This is a genomic window from Arthrobacter sp. ISL-69, from assembly GCF_018613775.1.
Lineage (GTDB): Bacteria > Actinomycetota > Actinomycetes > Actinomycetales > Micrococcaceae > Arthrobacter.
The window spans coordinates 121,181-142,828 of sequence record NZ_JAGGPO010000015.1 but is presented as its reverse complement, the minus strand read 5'-3'; the positions used below and the strand labels follow the sequence as shown (position 1 = coordinate 142,828).

Here is a 21,648-nt window from a genome sequence, read left to right as displayed (position 1 = left end):
TCCGACATGAGTCGGACGACACAATGTGATGGCCGCACCAACAGGGAAGCCCTATCCTCGAATAATCATGACAACAGCCTCGAGCACGGATCCGGCAGCGGGAGCTGCGGCGGATTCCCCAGCGATCAGCACGGACAACAGCCCCATGGGCTCGCGGCCCATCGGCATCTTCGACTCCGGAGTCGGAGGGCTGACTGTGGCGCGGTCCATCATCGACCAGCTGCCCAACGAGTCGATCCTCTATGTGGGCGACACCGCCAACGGCCCGTACGGACCGCTGCCCATCGCCGAGGTCCGGGCCAACGCTCTGGGCGTGATGGATGAGCTGGTCGATTCCGGCGTCAAGCTGCTGACCATCGCGTGCAACTCCGCCTCCGCCGCCGTGCTGCGGGATGCCCGTGAACGGTACACGGCGCGTTACGGGATCCCGGTCATCGAAGTGATCCAGCCGGCCGTGCGCCGGGCCGTGGCCGCCACCCGGAGCGGGCGGGTGGGCGTGATCGGGACGTCCGCGACCGTTGGCTCCCGCGCCTACGAGGACACCTTCGCCGCCGCCCCGGACCTGCACATCACGTCCGTGGCCTGCCCGGCTTTCGTCAGCTACGTGGAAGCCGGCGTTACCACCGGCCCGGAACTGCTGGCCGTCGCCCGGGAGTACCTTGAACCGCTCCGCGCGGCCGGCGTGGATACCGTCGTCCTCGGCTGCACGCATTACCCGCTGCTCACCGGAGTGATCTCGTACGTCATGGGCGAGGACGTCACGCTGGTCTCCAGCGCGGAGGAAACAGCCAAGGACGTTTACCGGGCACTCGTCTCGCACGATCTGCAGCGGACACTCGAGGCCCCGCCGCAGCACCACTTCATCGCCACCGGCGAAGCAGGCCAGTTCGAAACCCTGGCCAGGCGCTTCCTGGGCCCGGAAGTGCTCAGTGTGCGGCACGTGGACCATGTCGCCGCACAGTACCCCACGGGTAGCCTGGCAAGAATAACGCCGGAGATGATCGCGGCCGCCCAGGCCGGAGCCGCCCGGCCACGGCTCTCCAACTTCGTCAGCGGATCCGCGGCCGGAGGTTTCCGCCTGTGAAGCTGACCATTGTTGGCTGCACCGGGTCCTTCCCGGGACCCGGCTCCCCGGCGTCGTGCTACCTGCTGACCGCCCACGACGGCGAGCGGACCTGGAAGATCGTGATGGACCTCGGCAGCGGCGCCCTCGGTGCAATCCAGCGGTACACGGACCTGGAGGACATCGACGCGATCTTCCTCACGCACCTCCATCCGGACCACTGCATGGACCTGTGCGGCCTCCATGTGGCTGTGCGGTGGAAGCCAGGCGGCTGGGGGCGTGACCGGATTCCGGTCTGGGGCCCTGCCGCCACGGCGGACCGGATGGCCACGGCGTATGGGCTGGAGCTTGACCCCGGCATGCACGAGGAATTCGACTTCACCAACTGGACTGAACGGCAGTCCGTCACAGTCGGTCCGTACACCGTGACGCCGTTCGCAGTGAACCACCCCGTTGAGGAGGCCTACGCCCTTCGGGTGGAGGTCACCGAACCGTCCGCCAACGGCGTTCCGGTCACCCGGGTGCTTACCTATTCGGGGGACACGGACTCCTGCGCCGGGCTGGAAGAGGCCGCGAAGGACGCGGACCTGTTCCTGTGCGAGGCCGCCTTCGAGGAAGGCCGGGACGACGATATCAAGGACGTGCACCTGACCGGCAAACGCGCCGGCGAGGCCGCAGCCGCCGCGGGGGCGCGCCGGCTCCTCCTCACCCATATTCCGGTGTGGACGTCGCAGACCAAAGTCATGGCCGAGGCCAAGCCGGTGTTCAACGGCGACGTCGCGGTTGCCGTGGCCGGAGTGCACTACACGGTCTAAAGCTTCCGGCCGGTTGGAGTGTGTCGGTCGCCAATGTGTTTTGACAGGTGTCCGGCGGGACCGCGCGGGTCGATAAGCTAAAGGCATGACTTCTGAAGCAATTGCCACCCCCGTCATTCGTGCCGATGGCCGTACCCCTGATCAGCTCCGCCCGATCAGCATTACCCGCGGCTGGTCCAAGCAGGCCGAAGGCTCGGCCCTGATCGAATTCGGCAACACCCGGGTGCTGTGCACGGCTTCCCTGACCGAAGGCGTGCCGCGCTGGCTCAAGGGGGAAGGCCGCGGCTGGGTCACGGCCGAGTACGCCATGCTGCCCCGTGCCACCAACACCCGCTCCGACCGCGAGTCCGTCAAGGGCAAGATCGGCGGCCGCACCCACGAGATTTCCCGCCTGATCGGCCGCTCGCTCCGTTCAATCATCGACACGAAGGCCCTCGGCGAGAACACCATTGTGCTGGACTGCGACGTCCTGCAGGCCGACGGTGGCACCCGCACCGCCGCCATCACCGGCGCCTACGTGGCGCTTGCCGAGGCCATCCGCTTCGCCCGCGAAAACAAGATGATCTCCAAGAACGCGCAGCCCCTCATTGACACCATCGCCGCCGTGTCCGTCGGCATCATCGACGGCATCCCCATGCTGGACCTGCCGTACGTCGAGGACGTCCGCGCGGAGACCGACATGAACGTCGTGGTCACCGGGTCCGGCAAGTTCGTGGAGGTCCAGGGGACAGCCGAAGGAGCCCCCTTCGACCGCGATGAGCTCAACCAGCTGCTGGACCTGGCCCTGCTGGGCACCGAACAGCTCGCGGCCATCCAGCGCGAAACGCTGGCGGAAGCCCCGTGACCCACGCGGCTGGCCCGGCTCCCGTGCTGGTCCTCGCCACGCACAACAAAGGCAAGCTCCGCGAACTCCGGGAGCTGCTGCGCGGGCAGGTTCCAGGGCTCGACGTCGACACGCAGGTGGTGGACGCCGGTGCCGTCGGCGCGCCGGACGTCGCCGAGACGGGCGTGACGTTTGCCGAGAACTCCCTGCTGAAGGCCCGCGCAGTCGCCGAGGCAACCGGCCTGGTGGCCATAGCCGATGACTCAGGACTTGCAGTGGACGTGCTGGGCGGCGCACCGGGAATCTTTTCGGCGCGGTGGAGCGGCCGGCACGGAGACGACGCCGCCAACCTGCGGCTCCTCCTCGCCCAGCTCGCGGATGTTCCGGATGAATACCGCGGGGCCGCCTTCGTCTGCGCGGCGGCTCTCGCCGTGCCGGGCCAGGCAGCGGATGGCGGCGGACACGAGGTGGTGGAGTACGGCCAGCTTGAGGGCTCGCTGCTGCGCGAACCGCGGGGGGAAGGCGGCTTTGGCTATGATCCGGTGCTGCAGCCGAGCGGCCTTGACCGCAGCTGCGCCGAACTGAGCCCGGAGGAAAAGAACGCCATCAGCCACCGCGGCCAGGCATTCAGGGCGTTGCTCCCGGCCATCGTCGAGGCACTGGCGGAGCATCGCTGGCGGGAGCAGGCCTAGCCTCAAGAACAACGACGCTTCAGGAACAACGACGAAGGCGCCCCACACTGTGGGGCGCCTTCGTCCTTATCCGTGTTGCCTGGCTTTCCGCAAGCCGGACCTACATGTTCGTCTTGCGATCTTCTTCCGGAGCGTGCTCCTCGATGAACTCGTCCACGGCGTCCGTGCCGAAGTGGGCGGCCTGGCGCTTGGCGGACAGCCCGCGCAGGACTTCGATGCCGATGGGGATCACGGAGACCAGCACAATGACGATGAAGATGATGTCCAGGTTGTCGCGCACCCACGGCACCCGGTCGCCCAGCAGGTAACCGAGGAGCGTGACTCCGCCGCCCCACAGCACGGCGCCGATGACGTTAAAGAGGAAGAACTTCCGCTTGCTCATCTGCGCGACGCCCACGATCACCGGAACGAAGGTGCGGATGATGGGGACGAAACGCGCGAGGATCAGCGCCTTGCCGCCGTGCTTTTCAAAGAAGGCGTGCGCGCTTTCCACGTTCTCGCGTTTGAACAGCTTCGAATCCGGCTTGTTGAAGATCGCCGGGCCGGCCTTGGAACCGATGAGGTAACCGGTCTGGTTTCCCACGATGGCCGAGACGATGATCAGCGCGGCAAAGAGCCAGATGTTGAACTTGATGGTGTCCGTGGCAACCAGGAGGCCTGCCGTGAAAAGCATGGAATCTCCGGGCAGGAAGAATCCGATCAGCAAACCCGTCTCCGCGAAGATGATGCCGCAGACCAGCAGCACAACCCAGGGGGCAAGTGCCGGGTCGGCCAGGAAAATCTGGGGGTTGAGCCAGTCAGGGAGGAACGAGGCCAGGTGCGGCTGCACGGGTCCCGCACCCCCGAGGGTGGACACGGCAAAGTCACTCATCGCATGTAGGTTCACCCCTCAAGGTTACTGGACCTCCGGCGCCGGACTTTGCCCGGTGGCCCGCGGCGTGACCATCGACACGCACGACAGACGGGGCAACGGTACCGGGGCCCGCACGGGCCGACGCTAAAGTGGAGCCGTGGGTTTGGACTTTACGGCGATCGACTTCGAGACAGCCAACGGCTTCCGCGGTTCGCCGTGTGCCGTTGGGCTCAGCAAGGTCCGCGGCGGGGTGGTGGTGGAGGAAGCCTCCTGGCTGATGCGGCCGCCCGAAAACCATGACCGGTTCGACTACCACAATGTGCGTATCCACGGCATACGGCCCGAAGACGTTGCCGGCCTGCCGCGCTTCGGCGAGCTCTTCCCCGAAATCGGCGCATTCATCGGGGGAGACGTGCTGGCGGCGCACAACGCCGCATTCGACCTGGGCGTGATCCGCTCCGCGCTGGAAGTGTCCGGCCTGCCGGGCCCTGCCTACGACTACGCCTGCACGGTGATGCTCTCACGCCGGTGCTATTCGCTCGTCTCCAACTCGCTGCCCTACGCAGCCGAGGAAGCCGGCGTCCCGCTGCTCAACCATCACGACGCGGCAGAGGACGCCAGGGCGTGCGCGGGCATCCTGATCGACATCGCGCGGCGGAACGGCGCCGGCAGCATCGCCGAACTCTTCATGTCACTTGGACTTGCGCTCCCGCATCAGCAGGCGTTCGATCCCGCCCGCGACGGCCTCTCCAAGGCAACGCTCACCGCCCTGGGGGCGGCCGGCGGCAGCGGAGCCGCGCCGGTGCGGGCGTTCAAACCGGGATGGCCCGAAGAAGGGGCCAACCCGGTGCCGAACACCGACGCCGAGCCCGGTCATCCGCTGTTCGGGCAGACGGTGGTGTTCACGGGCGAACTCGCCATGCGCCGGCCCGACGCCAAGGTCCTGTCGGCGGAGTTTGGCGCGCAACCCGAAAGCAGGGTGACCGGCCGGACCACGGTGCTGGTGGTCGGCGACGGCTTTGTGGCGTCAGACCTTCGCTCCGGCCGCCTGACAGGCAAAGCCAGGCGCGTCCTGGAGCTCCACGAGCGTGGCCAGCGCATCGAGGTGCTGTCCGAAGGCGAATTCCTGCAGATGGTGGGCGGCCAGGTTCCTGCAACCGCAGCGCTGCTCTAGCCGGGGCGTTGGCTCCGGGTGCCGGCTGCCGCACGAAGCTGCAGCGGGTCATACGGCGCAACAATGCTTCCGGTACCGGAGGGCGCCTCCTAGCCTTGCACCATGGTCAAACTCCGAGTCACCGACACTGCCGCTGACACTACCGCTGACGCGACCCCGGGCAACGGCGGCGTGGTTGCGGCGGGAAGCCGGCGCGCCGGCGTCGACTGGCGCATGGTGTTCGAATTCCCCAATCCGGTCAACGAGTACGCCGCCCGGATCACTGCCGGCCTGGTGGTGCTGCTGGCCGCCGTCACACTCCTGACGGGCTGGGGATGGGGACTGGCCGTCATCGCCGCCGGTTTCTGGATGCGCGTGCTGTTCGGCCCCAGGATTTCGCCCCTGGCACAGCTCTCCGTCAAGGTCCTGGCACCGCGCCTGGGCCGGGCAAAGCTGGTCCCCGGCCCGCCCAAGCGCTTCGCGCAGGGCATCGGGGCGGCGATTTCAACAGCCGCGGCACTGCTGTTCGCGGCAGGGCTGGCCCCCGGCGCCTGGATTCTCCTGGCCGTGCTGGTGCTGGCAGCCTCGCTGGAAGCGTTCGCGGGGTTCTGCCTGGGCTGCGCGATCTTCGGTTTCCTTCAGCGCCGCGGACTCATTCCGGCGGAAATCTGCGAAGCCTGCAACAACGTCAATTTCAACCGATAGTAACCGTGATCAGCTGCCCGGCCATTCCCCGGATGACCTCCGGGGCTTCCAGGGCTGCCAGCCACTCGGCCGGAAGGCATTCCTCGCCGTAGAAGGCACCCAGGATGTTCCCGGCAATGGAGCCGGTGGAGTCGCTGTCACCGCTGTGGTTCACGGCCAGCGCAATGGCGTCACGGAAATGCGCCTCGGGTTCAATGCCGGCTGTCTCCGGTGTCACCTCCCCTTCGGGCGCAGTGGCCAAAACCGCGTAAAGCGCGACGGCGAGGGCCTCCTCGGCCACCCAGCCCTCTCCCAGCTCGCGCACCAGGTCTTCCGGACTGAGCAGTTGGTCGGTGGCCCCCCCTGCCCCCGACCTTTCCGCGAGCTGAAGGGCCCGCTCCAGCCGGCCAAGGAGCGCCGGTTCGGCGTCGGCCTGGCCACGCGCATGGTTGAGGGCGAATTTGGCCGCTTCAGGGAGACTTTGGCCACTCATGAGGGCGTGGATCAGGAGGCTGAACGCTCCGGCGCTCTGCCGGGCCGAACGGTGCCCGTGGGTCAATGACGCCGCGTCCGAGCTCAGCTTGTAGACCGCCTCGGCAGGAACATGCGGAATGAGCCCGAACGGCGCCGAGCGCATCACGGTGCCGCATCCTTTTGAATCAGGATTCACCGGTCGGTACACGGTGCCCATTTCGCCGGTGGCCAGACCGCTGAGGCAGGCGTTTCCGGGTGCGCGCCGGTGCTTCAGGGCTGCCTGAGCGTCAATCCAGCGCGGTTGCGGGACCGGTGCAGACGGCGGGACTGGCACCCCCTGCGTCGCAAGCCAGCGCAGGTAGGCAAGCCACACGCAGGCGTTGGCGTCGGCGGCCGTCCCGTCGTTGGCCCACTCCAGCGCCTCTACGAGGCCGTCAACTGTGTACAGCGTCATCTGCGTGTCGTCCGAGAAGTGGCTGCCGCCGTCGAGCGCTGAAAAATCCTGGAGCCCTGCGGGACCGAAGCGGCTCCGGATGGTGGAAATATCATCGAATTCCACGGCGTAGCCAAGGGAATCGCCCAGGGCGCCGCCCAGCAGGCAGCCGTGGATCCGGGACTCGGGCGTCGGCGCCGTCCGGCGGAAAGGTTCAGTGCTCATGTCAGTAAATTTACCCCGGGCGGGTCACGCCCCGGTGCGCGGACAGGCGCGCAGTCGCAACGACAGGCGCCCGCCCGCTAAGCTCGGATCCAGCAAGCGTCCAGACTCAATTGGCAGAATACGTCGGACAGTACATGCCGGGTGCACCGCCGCCCGCACGCGCACCGGAATCACCGGCTGGGCAACGAAGCAAAGGATTTTTCAAAACATGACCTCCCCTGTGCCTGCACACCAGACCTCAAGTCCCGATTTGCACGCCGCTCCGGAGGCCTTCAAACCGGGGCTTGTGGCCCGCTTGTCAGCCGAGGCCTTTGGAACCCTGTTCCTGGTGATCGCAGGGCTGGGCGTCCCGCTGTTCACGATTCCGCAGTCCAACCCGCTGCCCGCCTCCCTTGCCACGGGACTGGCCGTCACCGCGGCCATGCTCGCCTTCGCGTACATTTCCGGCGGCCACTTCAACCCGGCCGTGACACTGGGCAACGCCATCGCCGGCCGCATCAGGCTGCCGGAAGCTGCGGCGTACCTCGGCGCACAGCTTGTTGGCGCCGTCGCCGGAACCCTGGCACTGTTCGGCGTCCTGCGGACTGTCCCCAAGATCGAGGACACCCGCGCCGCTTTTGACACCGTGACCGCAGGCTTCGGCGAGCATTCCATCATCCAGGCGCCCATGGCCGGCGTCCTTCTCGTCGAGGTCCTGGGCGCCGCCCTGCTGGTCGCTGTCTTCCTTGGCACCACCGCCGCGCGCAACACCAACAAAGCCGCCGCACCCTTCGCCGTGGGACTCACGCTGGCCGTCCTGCTGCAGCTTGGCCAGGCAGTGGGCAACACCCCCTTCAACCCCGCCCGGGCAACCGCGTCAGCCATCTTCAGCAACACCTGGTCCCTCGAGCAGCTGTGGCTCTTCTGGGTGGCGCCGCTGGTGGGCGCCGCGATCGCCGGCCTCGTGTTCCGCGGCTTTGCCGAGACGCCGGCGGTACCGGCCCGAACGCACGCCGGGGACGACTCCGCACTGGACTCCGACGACGACGGTCTTGACGACGACGGTCTTGACGACGACGGTCTTGACGACGACGACCTTGGCGCCGACGACCTGGACTCCGACGACCTGGACTCCGCGCAGCAGCCTTCGGCCCGTGCAGCTGACCCGCGTACGCCGGCGGCACAGCCGAAGTCGGACGGCGGCGACGCCGTCAACGACGACGCCCGCGACTTCTTCGACGGCAAGCGCGGACAGTAGTTGCCCGCCCTGCCGTGTCTGATCCGCAATACTGTCGGTACCCGCGGATAGCTTAAGAACATGCGGTTATTGCACACTTCCGATTGGCACCTGGGCAGGTCGTTCCACGGCGTCGGCATGCTGGACGCCCAGCAGGGCTTCATCGACCAGCTGGTCGAATTCGTCCGCGCGGAACAGGTGGACGTCGTCCTGATTGCCGGTGATGTCTACGACCGTGCCCTCCCGGGGGTTGACGTGGTCCGCCTCCTCGACGATGCCCTGGTGCGGCTGACGGACGCAGGAGCGCAGGTGGTCCTCACCAGCGGCAACCACGATTCCGCCATCCGCCTCGGCTTCGCCTCCAGGCTGCTGGAACGCGGGGGAGTGCACCTGCGGACCCGGCTGGCCGAACTGGACGTCCCGGTGCTGCTGCCGCTGGACTCCACGGTTGACGGTCCCGTGCTGGCCATCTACGGCATTCCGTGGCTCGAGCCCCGGCTGGTCGCCGAGCAGTTGGGCGTTGAGCCCGCGAGCCACTTCGAAGTGACGCGCGCGGCCACCGGGAAAATCCGGGCCGATGTGGGCGCCCGGGCCACGAGCAGGCCGGTCCATTCCGTGGTGCTGGCCCACACTTTCGCGAGCGGCGGCATCAGCTCGGACAGCGAACGGGACCTGAGCATCGGCGGAGTCGGCGCCGTTCCGCTGGACCTGTTCGACGGCTTCGGTTACACCGCGCTGGGCCACCTCCACGGCAGGCAGTCGCTCGCGCCGACTGTCCGGTATTCCGGATCGCCGCTCGCCTACTCGTTCTCCGAGGCGAAGCACCGCAAGGGTGGCTGGCTGATCGAAGCGGATGCCACGGGCATCACCGAAGTCAGTGAGGTCCTGTGGGACGCCCCGCGCTCCCTGGCCGTACTGCGGGGCACGCTGGACCACCTGCTCTCAGCAGAGGAGCATTCCTGGGCCGAAGCCGCCTATTGCCAGATCACCCTGACGGATGCCCAGCGTCCCGCCCAGGCCATGGACAAACTGCGGGCCCGCTTTCCGGACACACTGGTTCTGGGCTTCGATCCCGAAGGCGCGGTTGCCGACGCCAGGACGAGTTACAGCAGCAGGCTCGCCGCAGCGGAGGACGATCTTTCCATCTGCTGCGGCTTCCTCGAACACGTTCGCGGCCGAAGCACCGACGACGCCGAAGCTGCCGTCCTGGGGGAAGCCCTCGAAGCCGTACGCCTGGAGGAGATGTCACGATGAGGATCCACCGCCTCGAAATTTCCGCGTTCGGCCCCTTCGCAGGCACCGAGCACATCGACTTTGACCGGCTCAGCGCGCACGGACTCTTCCTGCTGAACGGGCCCACCGGCGCCGGCAAGACCAGCGTGCTCGATGCCATCTGCTTTGCCCTCTACGGATCCGTGCCGGGCGCACGCCAGGAAGGCAAGCGCCTCCGCAGCGACCACGCCGATGCCTCTGCCGAACCACGGGTCACATGTGAGTTCTCCGCCAAGGGCAGGCACTTTGAAGTGTCACGGATCCCGGCCTGGAACAGGCCCAGTGCACGGGGCAGGAACGGATTTACGGAGCAGAAGGCCAACACCCTCCTGCGCGAACGCGTGGACGGGCAGTGGATCGAGAAGTCCGGCCGGAACGATGAAGCCGGAGCGGAAATTAGTTCGGTGCTGGGCATGGACCGGGACCAGTTCACCCGGGTGGTCATGCTGCCGCAGGGCGACTTCGCCGCCTTTCTCCGGTCGAAACCCGCGGACCGGCTCGACCTGCTCCAAAGCCTCTTTGGTACGCAACGGTTCGAAGCCGTGGAACAGGAACTTGCCCGCCGGGCCGCCGATTCCCGTGCGGAGGTCGCCGGCCTGAACAACCAGTTGGACCTCCTGCTGGCACAGGCCCGGTCCGAAGCGGCGCCGCCGGAACAGGACCTGCCGGGCGCCCTCCCTCAGCCGGAGGGCCCGGAGGAACTCCTTGACTGGCTGCAGGAGGCCGTTGCGGCCAGGGCAGCGGCTCTGCAATCCGCAGCGGAGCAGGCGGAAGCGCAGCGCACCGGGAGCGCCAGACGCCTCGAGGCTGCCGCCGCTCGCACCGCCCGCCAGGCGAAACTCTCGGCAGCAGAACGGCGGCGGGCCGCCGCAGACGCCGCAGCCCCCGAGCTCGAGGGAAAATCTGAGCGCCTTGGCCTGCACCGCAAGGCCGAAGTGCTTGGTGGCCAACTTCACGCCATGGACAGGGCCGGGGACGCCGAAGAGCGGGCTGCCAGGGCGATGGCCGAGGCGGCCGACAAACTGCACGCGGCGGTACTTCTGGACCCGGAGCTTGTTGCCCTGTCCGCCGCCGGCCAAGGCAACGGCGGCCCGGGCGAACCATTCTTCGAGGCTGAAGTACTGCGCAGCGAGCTCAGCCGCCTGAGGTCCCTCCGCGCTGTGCTCGAGGAACGCCTGCCTGACGAGGCCAGGCTGGACGGGATGGTGGCCCGCAGGACCGAACTTCAGACGACGTTGAAGCAGCTGGGGCAGGCAAGCCGGGCCGGCGCGGCTGCCCTTGATGCACTGCGCGACGAGGCTGCCGTGCTGCTGGCGCGGGTGCAGCCCCTCGAGGAGCTCGCTGCGGAGGCCCAGCTGCGGACCAAGGAAGCCGCGGCCGCAGAAGAACTCGTGGCCATGGTCAGCCGGCACACCGCAGCGGTCCAGGTATGTTCCGGCGTTACAGAACGGCACCGCCTGGCCCGGGATGACCACCAGAACCACCGTCAGCGCTGGCTGGATCTGCGGGAAGAGCGGCTCGCCAATGCCGCTGCGGAACTCGCTTCCCAGCTGCTGCCGGCCGAGCCCTGCCCGGTGTGCGGGAGCCCCGAGCATCCGTCTCCCGCGCCCGCGGCCACGGCGGCGTTGGCCGTCGCTGAAGCGGAACGGGTCGCCCAGGAGGCCTGCGAGGCAGCAGAAGCGGTCCTTGCGTCACTGGAAACGGAACTTGCCGAGGTGCGGCAGCAGGTCGCCGTCCTGGCTGCCCAAGGCGGCGACACTCCGCCGGAGGAAGCCCGCGCCGACGCCGCCCTGGCGAAGGAACGGGCGGACCAGGCCGTCCTGGCGGCCACGGAACTCGCTGCGGGCCGGGAACGGCAAATGGAACTGGGCGACCAGATCTCTGCTGCCGAATCGACGCAGGCGGCCACTGAGTCCCGCGTCGCGAAAACGGATTCCACCCTTCTGGAGGTCCTGGAACAGGCCGACGCCCTGGACGGGGCACTGCGCAAACTGCGTGCCGGCTACCCGACCCTTGGCGGCCGCATCACATCCCTGAGTGGAACAACGGCGCTCCTGGAACGGACAGATGCGGCCCGGACCAGTCTCGAACAGGCCCGGCTGCGGGCCGCGGACGCCGGCCAGCAGCTGGAGCAGGCGCTCCCGGACTCCGGCTTCGAATCCGTGGATGCGGTGCGGTCCGTCCTGCTGCCGGCCCCGGACGCGGCTGCGCTCGAAGCCGCCATCCGCGCCGGCCAGGACGAGGCCGCGCGCGTCGCGGAACTCTTCGCCGGTGAGGAGCTCACCTTGGCCGCCCGGGAGCTGGAATCGGACGGCCCGGTGGAGGCCGCGGAGCTCGAACTGCTCCGTGCCGAGGGTGCCGTCGCTGAACGAACCGCCAGGCAAGCCGTCGTGGGCGCAGGCCTCGCGGACAAGTCAGTGCTGACCGTCCGGCGGATCGCGGCGGACTACGCCCGGCTCGCAGCTTCGGGCCAGGGACCCAGGAAACGTGCAGCGCTGCTGACCGCCGTGTCCGAAGCAGCCCGCGGCGCCGGGGACAACACCTACCGCATGAGCCTGAACAGCTACGTGCTCGCGGCCAGGCTTGAGCAGGTGGCCATCGCCGCCTCGGAGCGGCTGGTCGGCATGAGCGACGGCCGCTATACCCTGCAGCACACGGACGCCAAAGCGGCCCGCGGAGCCAAATCCGGCCTGGGACTGGAGGTCGTGGACCAGTGGACCGGCCACCGCAGGGACACCGCCACGCTGTCCGGCGGCGAATCGTTCATGGCCTCGTTGGCCCTGGCCCTGGGTCTCGCCGATGTGGTGCAGCAGGAGTCCGGCGGAGTCGACATCGAGACACTCTTCGTCGACGAAGGTTTCGGCAGCCTCGACGAGCAGGCCCTTGAACAGGTGATGGACGCCCTCGAGGGGCTCCGGGACGGCGGCCGCGTGGTCGGGCTTGTGAGCCACGTGCCGGAAATGAAGCAACGCATCAACACCCAGCTGCAGGTGGTCAAGGGTCGCAACGGTTCCACCCTTCACATTTCGGACGACGCCGTGGCATGACTCGCAGGCACACGCCGGGTCCTCGTTCGCCGCGCGGAGGCCTCGGCTACAATTGAAGAGTTACCGGGTCGCGCGCATCGGGAGGAGGGACGATGCGCACTCTTGAACGAACCCGGAATAATGACCACTTCAACGTCTTTGCAGGCATCCGCCGCAACATCATCGGCCGCGGACACCGCACGCCCCGCCGCTCATTCTGAGCAGGATTTCCCGAGCCTGCCTTCGCGGACGGGTGGCCGCTACGCCCGGCTCCCTTTGCTGGCTGGCAGGGGATTCATCCCGCTGGGACTCTTCGCCCGTCTTCCCCTGGCCATGCTGACAGTGGGCGCGCTGACCCTGGTTACCGCGGTCACGGGCTCGTACGCCGTCGGCGGAGCAGCAGCCGGGGCCGTCGGCATCGGCTCGGCGCTGGGGGCCCCTGTCCTCGGTGCGTGGGCGGACCGGATGGGCCAGCGGCCTGTGCTGCTGTTCGCCGCGATTTTCAATACCGCCGCCGTGGCGGCCCTGATCCTCACGGCCTATCTCGTCCCGTCAGGCCGGGACCTGGCGGATGCGGTACCCGTCCTTGCAGCGGGTTTCGTGGCCGGAGCGAGCTGTCCCCAGGTGGGTCCCCTTGCCCGAGTCCGGTGGATGGCCCTGACCGCCCGGGGCAGCAAGGCGGGGAACGCACAGGACCTGGACGCCGCCCTGTCCTACGAAAGCACGGCGGATGAACTGACCTTCGTCCTCGGCCCTGCGTTGGTGGGCATCCTTGCCAGCCTGATCGCCCCGTGGCTCCCGCTTGCCCTCGCCGCGGCCCTGACCATCACCCTGGTTCCCGCGTTCGCCGTCCACCGCACGCACCGCGCCGTACCCCTGAGCGTGCGCCGCCGGCGTGGCACTTCCCCAGCTGCTGGCCCCGCCGCCGCCGGTTCCCCGGCTGCTGGCAGCCGGGGCGCGGGCATGGCGGCCGTAGCCCTGCCCGTCCTGGCCATGGTGTGCATGGGAACATTTTTCGGTTCCACCCAGACCGGGCTGAGCGCCTTCTCCGCTGGCTTCGCCACCGCCGAAATCGCGGGGCTCCTGTACGCCGTCATGGGACTGAGCTCCGCCGCGGCCGCACTGAGCGTTGCCTACTGGCCCCAGCGCTTCACGCTGTCAGCACGCTGGATGGTCAGCGCCGTGCTGATGGCCGGCCTCGCCGTGCTCCTGCTGCTCCCGGCCTCGGCGCTCCCGATGGTTCTGGTTCTGCTTGTACTGGGACTGCCGGTGGGTCCGCTGATGGTCACCGTGTTCGCCATCGGCGGGGTGGTGGCTCCTGCCGGGCGCCTGGGAACGGTCATGACAGCCCTCGCCAGCGGCATTGTCGCCGGCACGGCCCTGGGGTCCTCCATTGCCGGGCAGCTGGCGCAACACCAGGGGTATTCCGCAGCTTTCCTCGTACCGGTGTGCGCCGCAGCGGCGCTGTTCCTGCTCGGGGCGGCCGCCGCCGTCGTAATCCGCCAGCGCAGGAAGGCGACGCCGGCAGCCGCTGAGTAAGGCGCCGGCCCGGCGCCTTACAGCAGTTGCTTCTCGATGCGGGCGGCGCTTGCTGTCAGGGCGGCCGCCACCACAGCAGGATCCTGCGTTGAGCGGATATAGACGACGGCGACCGATGCGGGGCGGCCGCCCGGCACGTTGATGGGGGACGCCAGCGATGAAACCCCGGCAATGACTTCGTCGTGGCTTGCCGCATAGCCGCGTTTTCGTGCTTCCGCCGCCTCGGCCCGGTAGGGAATGTCCGGTGCCAACAGCTTCCAGTCCTGTTCCGTGAGCGCCGACTGGATGGCGATGCCCGGGGCTCCGGCGCTGATCGGGTGCCGCGAGCCGGGGTGCTGGACCACTGTCGCGGCCGAGTGCCTAGGCTCCACCGTCACGAGGGTGATGCAATCCTGGTGGTCCCACACCGCGATAAAGGCGGTCATGTTCAGGCTGTTGGCAAGCTGGGTCAGCTCAGGCAATGCCGCCGACTGCAACGTGCGTGAAACCCCCCTCGCCAGGACGGCCAGGCCCGGGCCGGGCTGGACCCTGCCGGCGTCGTCCCGGACCAGGAGTGAATGGTCCTCCAGCGTGCGCAGGATCCGGTACGCCACGGAACGGTGGACACCCATGGCGTCCGCGAGCTCCGCGATGGTGAGTGGCTGCTCGGCTTCCGCCAGGATTTCCAGTGCGCGGATGCCACGCGAAAGAGTCTGGGACGGGGAAGCCGGCGCGGGCGCAGCCTGTGCGCCGGCGCCTGCGGTCTGAGTCATGTTGTCCATCCTAGGCCGGGAACTGTGGCGCCCTGCCCGGAGGGTCTTGTGTTGCGCCTCACTTTGGGCTAGCGTTCCATATGGGAACTATATGTTCAACTATAGAACAATTCAAATATAGAACAGCCAAATCAAGGAATCAATGATGATTGCCAGGCCCCGCCCGGGAGAGGCTCCCGAAGTCATGGGCAGGACATCGGCCCCGCGGTCCCACCATTTCCGCGGGAGCCTCGGCAGGTTTGCCACCGGAGTCGCGATCGTGACGTTCGACGGCGCCGCCAAGCGCCACGGCATCACCGTCAATTCGTTCATGTCCGTGTCCATGGAGCCGCCCCTGGTCCTGGTCAGTATTGCGCGGACCGCCAAGGCCCACGATGAGCTGGCCGGCCGTCCGTTTACCGTGAACATCCTGGGCGCCGAACAACGGCAGTTGGCCATGCACTTCGCCGGCCGCCCGGGGCCCGAACCCCGGTGGGTGGAAGGTGGGACAGCGCCGCGGCTGTCCAGCGTCCTCGCCTACTTCGAGTGCACGCCATGGGCGGAGTACGACGGAGGCGACCACACCCTGTATCTCGGCGAGGTGGTGGATTTCAATTACCGCAACGGAGACGCCCTGGCTTTCGCCAACAGCGCCTTCACCACCATCCCGGAGAGCCAGCTGGGCATGGAGGACCTTCTGTAGCGCTGCCATCCCCGAACCTTGTGGGCCACTGACTAACCCCACTACAGCTCAACGACGACTGGAGGAACAACAATGGGCATCCGCACCGGCCAGCAGTACCTGGACAAGCTCAACGCCTTGACGCCCCATGTGGTGATCGACGGGGAAGTGGTCAGCGAGAAAATCGCCGAGCACCCCGCGTTCCGCAACGTGGCCAAGTCCTACGCGAAGCTGTTCGACATGCAGCACGACCCCGCATACCAGGAAGCCCTGACGTACGCCTCGCCCTCCACTGGCGATCTGGTGAACGCATCCTTCCTGGTGCCCAGGACGGTTGAGGACCTCCAGCGCCGGCGGAGGGCAATTTCCACGTGGGCCGAATCGTCCAACGGTTTCCTCGGCCGCTCGGGAGACTATATGAACTCTGCCCTGACGGCACTCAGTACCGCAGAGAAATGGTTCGCGCAGGCCGACCCCAAATTCGGCGAAAATATCCGGAAGTACTACGAGTGGGCGCGTGAGAATGACGTCCTGGCCACGCATACGCTGATCCCGCCGCAGGTCAACCGCTCCGTCTCGGGCTCCGAACAGATGGGCGGGCAGCTGACGGCGCACATCGTCGAGGAGCGGGATGACGGCATCGTGGTCAGCGGCGCCCGCATGCTGGCCACCATCGCCCCGATAGCCGATGAACTCCTCGTCTTCCCGTCCACTGTGCTGCGAGGCACCCCAGAGGATGCCCCCTATTCCTTCGCGTTCGCCATCCCCAACGATGTGCCGGGCTTGCGCTACCTCTGCCGCACCTCGCTGTACAACGGCGGCAGCACCCACGACGAACCGCTGGCCTCGCGCTATGAGGAGATGGACGCCGTCGCAATCTTCGACAACGTGTTCGTGCCAAGCGAGCGGATCTTCATGCTCGGCAACCCGCAGCTCTGCAATGCCTTCTATACGGAGACCGGCGCGGGTGCCCTGATGACGCACCAAGTGGTCACCCGGACTATCGCCAAGAGCGAGTTCTTCCTCGGGCTGGCGTCCGAGCTCGCCGATTCGATCGGCATCGACGGCTTCCAGCACATCCAGGAGGACATCGCGGAACTCATCATCGACGTCGAAATCGGCAAGGCGCTGGTCCGGGCGTCCGAGGCGGACGCCCAACTCAACGAGGCCGGCATGATGCTGCCCAAGTGGTCCACCCTGAACGCAGCCAGGAACTGGTACCCCAAGATCGCCCAGCGCTTCCCGCAGATCATCCGGAAGTTCTCGGCGTCGGGGCTCATGGCGCTGCCCGGTGAGGCTGATGTCAACAGCGAGGCCAGGGCGGACATCGACACGTACCTGCAGGGCAAGACGCTCACCGGCCCTGAGCGCGTCCGCCTGTTCAAGCTGGCGTTCGACGCGTCCATCTCAGGGTTCTCGGGTCGGCAGTCCCTCTACGAGTACTTCTTCTTCGGGGATCCCGTCCGGATGGCCGGCGCCCTCGTCAATACCTATGACCGGGAGCCCGTCCGTGCCCGGGTCCGGGAATTCCTCAACAGGGAGGACTGAGAGGACGGTATTGTGCGTGCCCGGACGCCGCCGCTGAGGGCGGCGACGGGGGTTCCGCAAAGAATTGAGTGCGCTTTGTCACATATTCGAGTATCCTCATACCAACTGACCGTTCGATCAGTAAATCGCACGGCCCAAACCACCTCAGGCAGTGTCACTGCCCCCAGCCACGGAGTTCCAATGACCGCAACTTCACACGTCGATTCAGAGGCGGGCCCCAGCAGCAAGCATGAGGAACGCAAAGTCCTCGCGGGCACGCTGGTCGGCACCACCATCGAGTGGTACGACTTCTTCATCTTCGCCCAGCTGACAGCAACGCTGCTGTCGCCGCTGTTCCTTGCGCCGCTGAACGACTCCAACCCCGGCCTGGCGCAGATCCTGTCCTTTGCGCTGATCGGCATCAGCTTCCTGTTCCGCCCGCTCGGCGCGATCATTGCCGGTCATCTTGGAGACCGCCTGGGCCGAAAGGCGATGCTGGTCTTCACGCTCATCATGATGGGTGCGGCGACGGCGCTGATCGGCATGCTGCCGACCTACGCCCAGATCGGTGTCTGGGCTCCGATCCTGCTGATCACCCTCCGTATCATCCAGGGCTTCTCCGCCGGCGGCGAATGGGGCGGTGCTGCCCTGATGGCAGTCGAGCACGCACCCATGAGTAAGCGCGGCCTGTTCGGTGCCTACCCGCAGATCGGGGTTCCCGTCGGCATGATCCTGGCCACGGGCCTGCTGTTCTTCCTCAACACGAGCATGTCCAAGGAAGACTTCGCCGCGTGGGGCTGGCGCGTGCCCTTCCTGCTCTCCATCGTCCTGATCGTGGTCGGGTACCTGATCCGCCGCGCAGTGGCCGAGAGCCCCGTCTTCAAGGAAATGATCGAGCGCAAGGAGAAGGCCAAGGCCCCGCTCGGCCAGCTGATCAAACACCACAAGAAGTCCGTGCTCTACTCCACCATGATCTTTATCGGCAACAACGCTGCGGGCTACCTGCTGATCGCGTTCTTCATCTCCTACGCCACCAAAACGCTCAAGATGCCGGTAGCGGAGATCCTGCTGGCCACTACCCTGGCGTCCTTCGGCTGGCTGATCTTCACGCTCGTGGGCGGCTGGCTCTCCGACAAGATCGGCCGGGTCAAGACGTTCCTCATCGGCTATGGCATCGTGTTCGCCTGGATGATCCCGATGTTCGCCCTGATCGATACCAAGAACATCATGCTGTACGGCCTGGCCCTGTTCGTCCTGACCATTGGCCTTGGCCTGTCGTACGGCCCGATGTCGGCCATGTATGCCGAGATGTTCCCGGCCAACGTCCGCTACTCCGGGATCTCGATCGGCTACGCCTTCGGTGCGATCCTGGGCGGCGCCTTCGCCGCTACCATCGCCGAAGCCCTGATGCAGAGCACCAAGTGGACCGGGTCCATCGGCATCTACATCATGATCCTGTGCGTCATCTCGGCTGTGGGTGTCATCCTCGCCAAGGAGACCAAGGGACGCCCGTTGGGCGTCAGCAGCCACCACTAGGCCACGCTGAACAGTCGACGGCGGGCACGGACCGAATGCGGTCCGTGCCCGCCGTTCTCGGTTATTGCGGCTCCCGTGCTTCAGGGCCCGTAGGGCGGAAGGTCCGCGTCGCAGTCCCCGGCCTTCAACGGCGCCTCAAGCACGAGCAGAGTGTTGCCCTTGGCTGAGAGGTTTACCTCGGCGCCATGCCGGTCCTTTGACTTGACGGTTGTCCAGCCGCCGGGAACATCCGAAAGCTTCTCCACCTTGGTGAAGTGGAACTTTTCAAGTACGGGATTCACGGTAGCCATGACCTCTGTGAAGGCGGGGGAGACCGCCTCGAGGCTCTGTTTGGATTTGTAGGACGCCGGATAAAAATCACAAACTCGTCCGTCTTTGTCGAGTTCCAGGCTTTCCGTTGACTCCCTGCTCCATTCAACGGATGGGAACTTTGCCGAGAGGGCCGCCGTCAACTCACGGGTCAGGGACCGGTAATGGGGCACGCCCTCATCGATGGACAGCGGCTCTGCGGCCGTGCAGCCGGAAAGCAGCAACACAAGGGTTGCGGCAGCAGCTGCCCATGGTCGTAGTGCCTGCATCGATAGCGCCTCCTGGCTGACGTCGGTCCCATCAACCTACTGTGCCCGGAGTGCCGGTGCCATGGGCAGGCCACCCATGGCGAGCCGCCGGTAGCACATCCATACTGGAGGTTCGCCGGCTGGACCGTCGAGACTTACGGAAAGGGACCGCAATGGGGATCTACGGTGCAGACACAGCGCAGCTGCGCGAACTGGCCAAGGCGATGCTGCGGGGGAGCGAACGGCTGGCCGCCGTGAAGAGCCAGCTCGGAACGGCCGTGGCGCAGTCCCCGTGGCGTGGTCCTGACGCCCAATCGTTCAGGGAGGACTGGCGGTCCGGGCACAGCCAGGTGCTCGCCTCCGCGATCTCCAGCCTGGAACTCAAGGCGAAAGTCCTGTTGGCCAACGCCCAGGAGCAGGAAACCGCCAGTCGGGCGTCGGGCGGCGGCCCGGGCGCGTCCGGCGGTGAGCGCTCCACTGTCGACAGCGACCGGCCAGGATCTCCGGATCCGGACGGCCTCAATGGCTACGAGCCGCTGCCCGACGACATCCCGCTCGACGATGACGCGTTGGATCCGACCAATATGGCGCAGGGATCCATCGGGGACTGCTGGCTGCTGGCGGCGCTTGGGGCCGTCGCAAAGGACGATCCCGGATTCATCCGCGATCACATGTGGGAGAACCCCGACGGCACGTGGACGGTCAAAATGTACAAAGATGGTGAGCCCGTCTACATTCAGGTGGAGCCCAGCGTGGTGAAACTCGGTGCCAAGGACGCTGACGGGACCGCCAACTGGCTTTCCGTCTACGAGAAGGCGGCAACCGAGTACTACGGCGGATCCTATTCGAGGCCATCACCGGCAAAGGTGCAGACAAGACCGGCGACGTGGGCCTCGACGAGCTGAGGGACAGGCTGGCTGATGGTCCGGTGGCGCTGGGTACGGAAGTCAGCGGAACCTGGTGGCCCCTGGACGACGAGGTTGATGACAACCGGATCGTTCCCAATCACGCCTACATCGTGGACCGGGTCGAAGAAAGGAAGGGGCAGACCATGATCCATGTGCTCAACCCATGGGGGCCGGACGGCGGGAAGTACGACGGGCACCAGCGGGCGGGGGACCTCTGGCTGACTGAAGATGAATACAAAGAGAACTTTGCCACCGTCTACTCGGCTCCATCAACGAAGGACTAGTGCGCGCCATGAATGCCGTACAGCAAATCACCGCAAGCCAAGGGTCCCAGCCGACGTTCGCGGGGGTCCACGTGGGAATCTTCCAGGCCGGCCAGCCGGACGGTGTGCTGACCGTCCGGCTCCTGCTCAGGAACGAGAGTGAAAACCGCTATGTCGATGTCGTACCGGGTGGCGCCGTGGATCTTTTCGGCCAAGGCGTCCTGACGGTGGAGGAAATCCGGCTGGGCGGGGAATCAGGTTCCGGCCGGGACGTCGTCGTCCTGTCGTTCGAACCTTCGCCTTCTGGTCCAGCATTCTGACGGCATACGCCGGCGAACCATCCGTGAACTAGACGCTCAGGAAGTCGATAGCGCCCTGCTTGAACGCCCTGCTGGTGATCACGTTGCTGTGGTTCCGGCCCGGAATCAGCAGCTGCTCCACGAGGGCCCCTGACTTGGCGCCCAGGTCGGCGAGCTCGGGCATGGTGGCGGCGCGGTCGTCCTTTTCGCCGGCCACGAGCAGCATGGGCATGTGCGGGATGGCTTCGGCCGGGTCGAAGGGCTCGCCCTTGATCGCTTCCACGAGGGACAGCAGCGCAAAGATGTTGTTGCTGGGCAGCCCCTGGGCCATCTTCAGCAGCCCGGCAGTGGACTCGTCCGCGATGGGTGTGCCGTCGGCCAGGTAACGCTGCGCGGCCAGCAGGTCAAAGGCGGCCAGCGGGTCCGCGATGTTGGGGCCCCCAAGCACCAGCCGGTGAACCAGTTCCGGCTGGGTGGCGCCGAATTCCCACGCGAGCCGGGACCCCAGGGAGTAGCCGATCACGTCGACACCGCTGACCGGGTCACCGTCCCGCAAAGGACGGGCGCCGGCGTCGAACGCCACCTGCAGGAGGTCCGCCCGGATCCTGCTCGGGCTGTACGAGTCCATGTCCTCCGGGGCTCCGCTGCGGCCGTGGCCGGGCAGGTCCACGGTGATGACGCGGCGGCCGGCTTCCAGCAGGGCGGACAGCCAGCCGGTGTCCTGCCAGTTGAGCCTGGTGGAGGATGAAAATCCGTGCAGCAGCAGGACAGGGCGCAGCCCGGCGTCGGTCTCCGGCTCGTGCACCTCCACGTAAAGCTGGGGGTCGGTGCCCTCCACGGTGTGGTGGTGCTGCTCGCCGGTGTGCCTGCCGCTCAT

The 21,648-nt window shown here is 66.9% G+C and carries 21 protein-coding genes; 16 read left to right on the top strand and 5 right to left on the bottom strand.

Features of this window, described 5'->3' with window-relative positions; translation table 11 throughout:
• The first annotated feature begins 67 nt into the window (after positions 1 to 67).
• From murI to rdgB, 4 genes are all read left to right on the top strand, one after another.
• Complete coding sequence (murI, locus tag J7I79_RS10470; protein WP_396020188.1) at positions 68 to 1,084, top strand: glutamate racemase; 1,017 nt, start codon at positions 68 to 70, stop codon at positions 1,082 to 1,084.
• On the top strand, positions 1,081 to 1,878 hold the full coding sequence (locus J7I79_RS10465; RefSeq protein ID WP_104172369.1) for an MBL fold metallo-hydrolase: 798 nt from the start codon (positions 1,081 to 1,083) through the stop codon (positions 1,876 to 1,878). The genes murI and J7I79_RS10465 overlap by 4 nt, the downstream gene beginning before the upstream one ends.
• An 85-nt stretch (positions 1,879 to 1,963) precedes the next feature.
• On the top strand, positions 1,964 to 2,722 hold the full coding sequence (gene rph, locus J7I79_RS10460; RefSeq protein ID WP_104172370.1) for a ribonuclease PH: 759 nt from the start codon (positions 1,964 to 1,966) through the stop codon (positions 2,720 to 2,722).
• Positions 2,719 to 3,393: an RdgB/HAM1 family non-canonical purine NTP pyrophosphatase gene (gene rdgB, locus J7I79_RS10455; protein ID WP_214952933.1), complete on the top strand. Its 675-nt coding sequence runs from the start codon at positions 2,719 to 2,721 to the stop codon at positions 3,391 to 3,393. The genes rph and rdgB overlap by 4 nt, the downstream gene beginning before the upstream one ends.
• Before the next feature lie 100 nt (positions 3,394 to 3,493).
• Here rdgB and J7I79_RS10450 read toward each other — a convergent pair whose 3' ends face one another.
• On the bottom strand, positions 3,494 to 4,264 hold the full coding sequence (locus tag J7I79_RS10450) for a VTT domain-containing protein (RefSeq protein ID WP_214952931.1): 771 nt from the start codon (positions 4,262 to 4,264) through the stop codon (positions 3,494 to 3,496).
• Positions 4,265 to 4,403: 139 nt separating this feature from the next.
• Here J7I79_RS10450 and J7I79_RS10445 point away from each other — a divergent pair, with 139 nt between their 5' ends.
• Positions 4,404 to 5,420, top strand: coding sequence for an exonuclease domain-containing protein (locus J7I79_RS10445; RefSeq protein ID WP_214952929.1), 1,017 nt, complete (start codon positions 4,404 to 4,406; stop codon positions 5,418 to 5,420).
• Positions 5,421 to 5,522: 102 nt separating this feature from the next.
• Positions 5,523 to 6,104, top strand: a complete 582-nt coding sequence (locus tag J7I79_RS10440; RefSeq protein WP_214952927.1) for a DUF4395 domain-containing protein — start codon at positions 5,523 to 5,525, stop codon at positions 6,102 to 6,104.
• Here J7I79_RS10440 and J7I79_RS10435 read toward each other — a convergent pair.
• Positions 6,094 to 7,215: an ADP-ribosylglycohydrolase family protein gene (locus J7I79_RS10435; RefSeq protein WP_214952925.1), complete on the bottom strand. Its 1,122-nt coding sequence runs from the start codon at positions 7,213 to 7,215 to the stop codon at positions 6,094 to 6,096. The two genes, J7I79_RS10440 and J7I79_RS10435, sit on opposite strands and share 11 nt — an antisense overlap.
• Before the next feature lie 208 nt (positions 7,216 to 7,423).
• Between J7I79_RS10435 and J7I79_RS10430 the strand changes: the two genes are divergently transcribed.
• The 4 genes from J7I79_RS10430 (at position 7,424) to J7I79_RS10415 (ending at position 14,268) form a co-directional block, all read left to right on the top strand.
• The gene (locus tag J7I79_RS10430) at positions 7,424 to 8,452 is read left to right on the top strand and encodes an MIP/aquaporin family protein (RefSeq protein ID WP_214952923.1); all 1,029 of its coding nucleotides are present in this window, start codon (positions 7,424 to 7,426) and stop codon (positions 8,450 to 8,452) included.
• Positions 8,453 to 8,512: 60 nt separating this feature from the next.
• Complete coding sequence (locus J7I79_RS10425) at positions 8,513 to 9,685, top strand: exonuclease SbcCD subunit D (protein WP_214952921.1); 1,173 nt, start codon at positions 8,513 to 8,515, stop codon at positions 9,683 to 9,685.
• The gene (locus J7I79_RS10420; RefSeq protein ID WP_214952919.1) at positions 9,682 to 12,750 is read left to right on the top strand and encodes an AAA family ATPase; all 3,069 of its coding nucleotides are present in this window, start codon (positions 9,682 to 9,684) and stop codon (positions 12,748 to 12,750) included. Before J7I79_RS10425 ends, J7I79_RS10420 begins: the two co-directional genes overlap by 4 nt.
• 120 nt (positions 12,751 to 12,870) lie before the next feature.
• Positions 12,871 to 14,268: an MFS transporter gene (locus J7I79_RS10415; protein WP_251042642.1), complete on the top strand. Its 1,398-nt coding sequence runs from the start codon at positions 12,871 to 12,873 to the stop codon at positions 14,266 to 14,268.
• A 17-nt stretch (positions 14,269 to 14,285) separates the two neighbouring features.
• Here J7I79_RS10415 and J7I79_RS10410 read toward each other — a convergent pair whose 3' ends face one another.
• A complete protein-coding gene (locus J7I79_RS10410) occupies positions 14,286 to 15,020 on the bottom strand; it encodes an IclR family transcriptional regulator (protein WP_214952917.1) in 735 nt (244 codons plus the stop codon).
• Positions 15,021 to 15,162: 142 nt separating this feature from the next.
• On the opposite strand from J7I79_RS10410, the gene J7I79_RS10405 reads away from it, so the two are divergent.
• From J7I79_RS10405 to J7I79_RS10395, 3 genes are all read left to right on the top strand, one after another.
• Positions 15,163 to 15,702, top strand: coding sequence for a flavin reductase family protein (locus tag J7I79_RS10405; protein ID WP_214952915.1), 540 nt, complete (start codon positions 15,163 to 15,165; stop codon positions 15,700 to 15,702).
• Between the two features lie 72 nt (positions 15,703 to 15,774).
• A complete protein-coding gene (gene hpaB / locus J7I79_RS10400) occupies positions 15,775 to 17,229 on the top strand; it encodes a 4-hydroxyphenylacetate 3-monooxygenase, oxygenase component (RefSeq protein ID WP_214952913.1) in 1,455 nt (484 codons plus the stop codon).
• 180 nt (positions 17,230 to 17,409) lie between these two features.
• On the top strand, positions 17,410 to 18,744 hold the full coding sequence (locus J7I79_RS10395; RefSeq protein WP_214952911.1) for an MFS transporter: 1,335 nt from the start codon (positions 17,410 to 17,412) through the stop codon (positions 18,742 to 18,744).
• Between the two features lie 80 nt (positions 18,745 to 18,824).
• On the opposite strand, the gene J7I79_RS10390 is transcribed toward J7I79_RS10395, so the two are convergent.
• Entirely contained in the window at positions 18,825 to 19,322 is a 498-nt protein-coding gene (locus J7I79_RS10390; protein WP_214952909.1) for a hypothetical protein, read from the bottom strand.
• Positions 19,323 to 19,474: 152 nt separating this feature from the next.
• Between J7I79_RS10390 and J7I79_RS10385 the strand changes: the two genes are divergently transcribed.
• Genes J7I79_RS10385 through J7I79_RS10375 form a run of 3 tightly spaced genes read left to right on the top strand, consistent with a single transcriptional unit; the run spans position 19,475 to position 20,792 of the window.
• Positions 19,475 to 20,206, top strand: coding sequence for a C2 family cysteine protease (locus J7I79_RS10385; RefSeq protein ID WP_214952907.1), 732 nt, complete (start codon positions 19,475 to 19,477; stop codon positions 20,204 to 20,206).
• Positions 20,188 to 20,493: a hypothetical protein gene (locus J7I79_RS10380; protein WP_214952905.1), complete on the top strand. Its 306-nt coding sequence runs from the start codon at positions 20,188 to 20,190 to the stop codon at positions 20,491 to 20,493. Before J7I79_RS10385 ends, J7I79_RS10380 begins: the two co-directional genes overlap by 19 nt.
• A gap of 8 nt (positions 20,494 to 20,501) precedes the next feature.
• Entirely contained in the window at positions 20,502 to 20,792 is a 291-nt protein-coding gene (locus J7I79_RS10375) for a hypothetical protein (protein WP_214952902.1), read from the top strand.
• A gap of 28 nt (positions 20,793 to 20,820) precedes the next feature.
• Here the strand turns inward: J7I79_RS10375 and J7I79_RS10370 are convergent, their stop codons facing one another.
• Positions 20,821 to 21,648 carry an alpha/beta fold hydrolase gene (locus J7I79_RS10370; RefSeq protein ID WP_214952900.1) on the bottom strand — a complete coding sequence of 276 codons (828 nt, stop codon included), beginning with the start codon at positions 21,646 to 21,648 and terminating at the stop codon, positions 20,821 to 20,823.

Coding starts and splice junctions, on each gene's coding strand:
- J7I79_RS10450 (WP_214952931.1), bottom strand. CDS start 4,264: ATGAGTGACTTTGCCGTGTCCACCCTCGGGGGTGCGGGACCCGTGCAG.
- rph (WP_104172370.1), top strand. CDS start 1,964: ATGACTTCTGAAGCAATTGCCACCCCCGTCATTCGTGCCGATGGCCGT.
- hpaB (WP_214952913.1), top strand. CDS start 15,775: ATGGGCATCCGCACCGGCCAGCAGTACCTGGACAAGCTCAACGCCTTG.
- J7I79_RS10385 (WP_214952907.1), top strand. CDS start 19,475: ATGGGGATCTACGGTGCAGACACAGCGCAGCTGCGCGAACTGGCCAAG.
- J7I79_RS10390 (WP_214952909.1), bottom strand. CDS start 19,322: ATGCAGGCACTACGACCATGGGCAGCTGCTGCCGCAACCCTTGTGTTG.
- J7I79_RS10415 (WP_251042642.1), top strand. CDS start 12,871: ATGACCACTTCAACGTCTTTGCAGGCATCCGCCGCAACATCATCGGCC.
- murI (WP_396020188.1), top strand. CDS start 68: ATGACAACAGCCTCGAGCACGGATCCGGCAGCGGGAGCTGCGGCGGAT.
- J7I79_RS10435 (WP_214952925.1), bottom strand. CDS start 7,215: ATGAGCACTGAACCTTTCCGCCGGACGGCGCCGACGCCCGAGTCCCGG.
- J7I79_RS10420 (WP_214952919.1), top strand. CDS start 9,682: ATGAGGATCCACCGCCTCGAAATTTCCGCGTTCGGCCCCTTCGCAGGC.
- J7I79_RS10440 (WP_214952927.1), top strand. CDS start 5,523: ATGGTCAAACTCCGAGTCACCGACACTGCCGCTGACACTACCGCTGAC.
- J7I79_RS10375 (WP_214952902.1), top strand. CDS start 20,502: ATGAATGCCGTACAGCAAATCACCGCAAGCCAAGGGTCCCAGCCGACG.
- J7I79_RS10425 (WP_214952921.1), top strand. CDS start 8,513: ATGCGGTTATTGCACACTTCCGATTGGCACCTGGGCAGGTCGTTCCAC.
- J7I79_RS10370 (WP_214952900.1), bottom strand. CDS start 21,648: ATGAGCGGCAGGCACACCGGCGAGCAGCACCACCACACCGTGGAGGGC.
- J7I79_RS10410 (WP_214952917.1), bottom strand. CDS start 15,020: ATGACTCAGACCGCAGGCGCCGGCGCACAGGCTGCGCCCGCGCCGGCT.
- J7I79_RS10430 (WP_214952923.1), top strand. CDS start 7,424: ATGACCTCCCCTGTGCCTGCACACCAGACCTCAAGTCCCGATTTGCAC.
- J7I79_RS10395 (WP_214952911.1), top strand. CDS start 17,410: ATGACCGCAACTTCACACGTCGATTCAGAGGCGGGCCCCAGCAGCAAG.
- J7I79_RS10405 (WP_214952915.1), top strand. CDS start 15,163: ATGATGATTGCCAGGCCCCGCCCGGGAGAGGCTCCCGAAGTCATGGGC.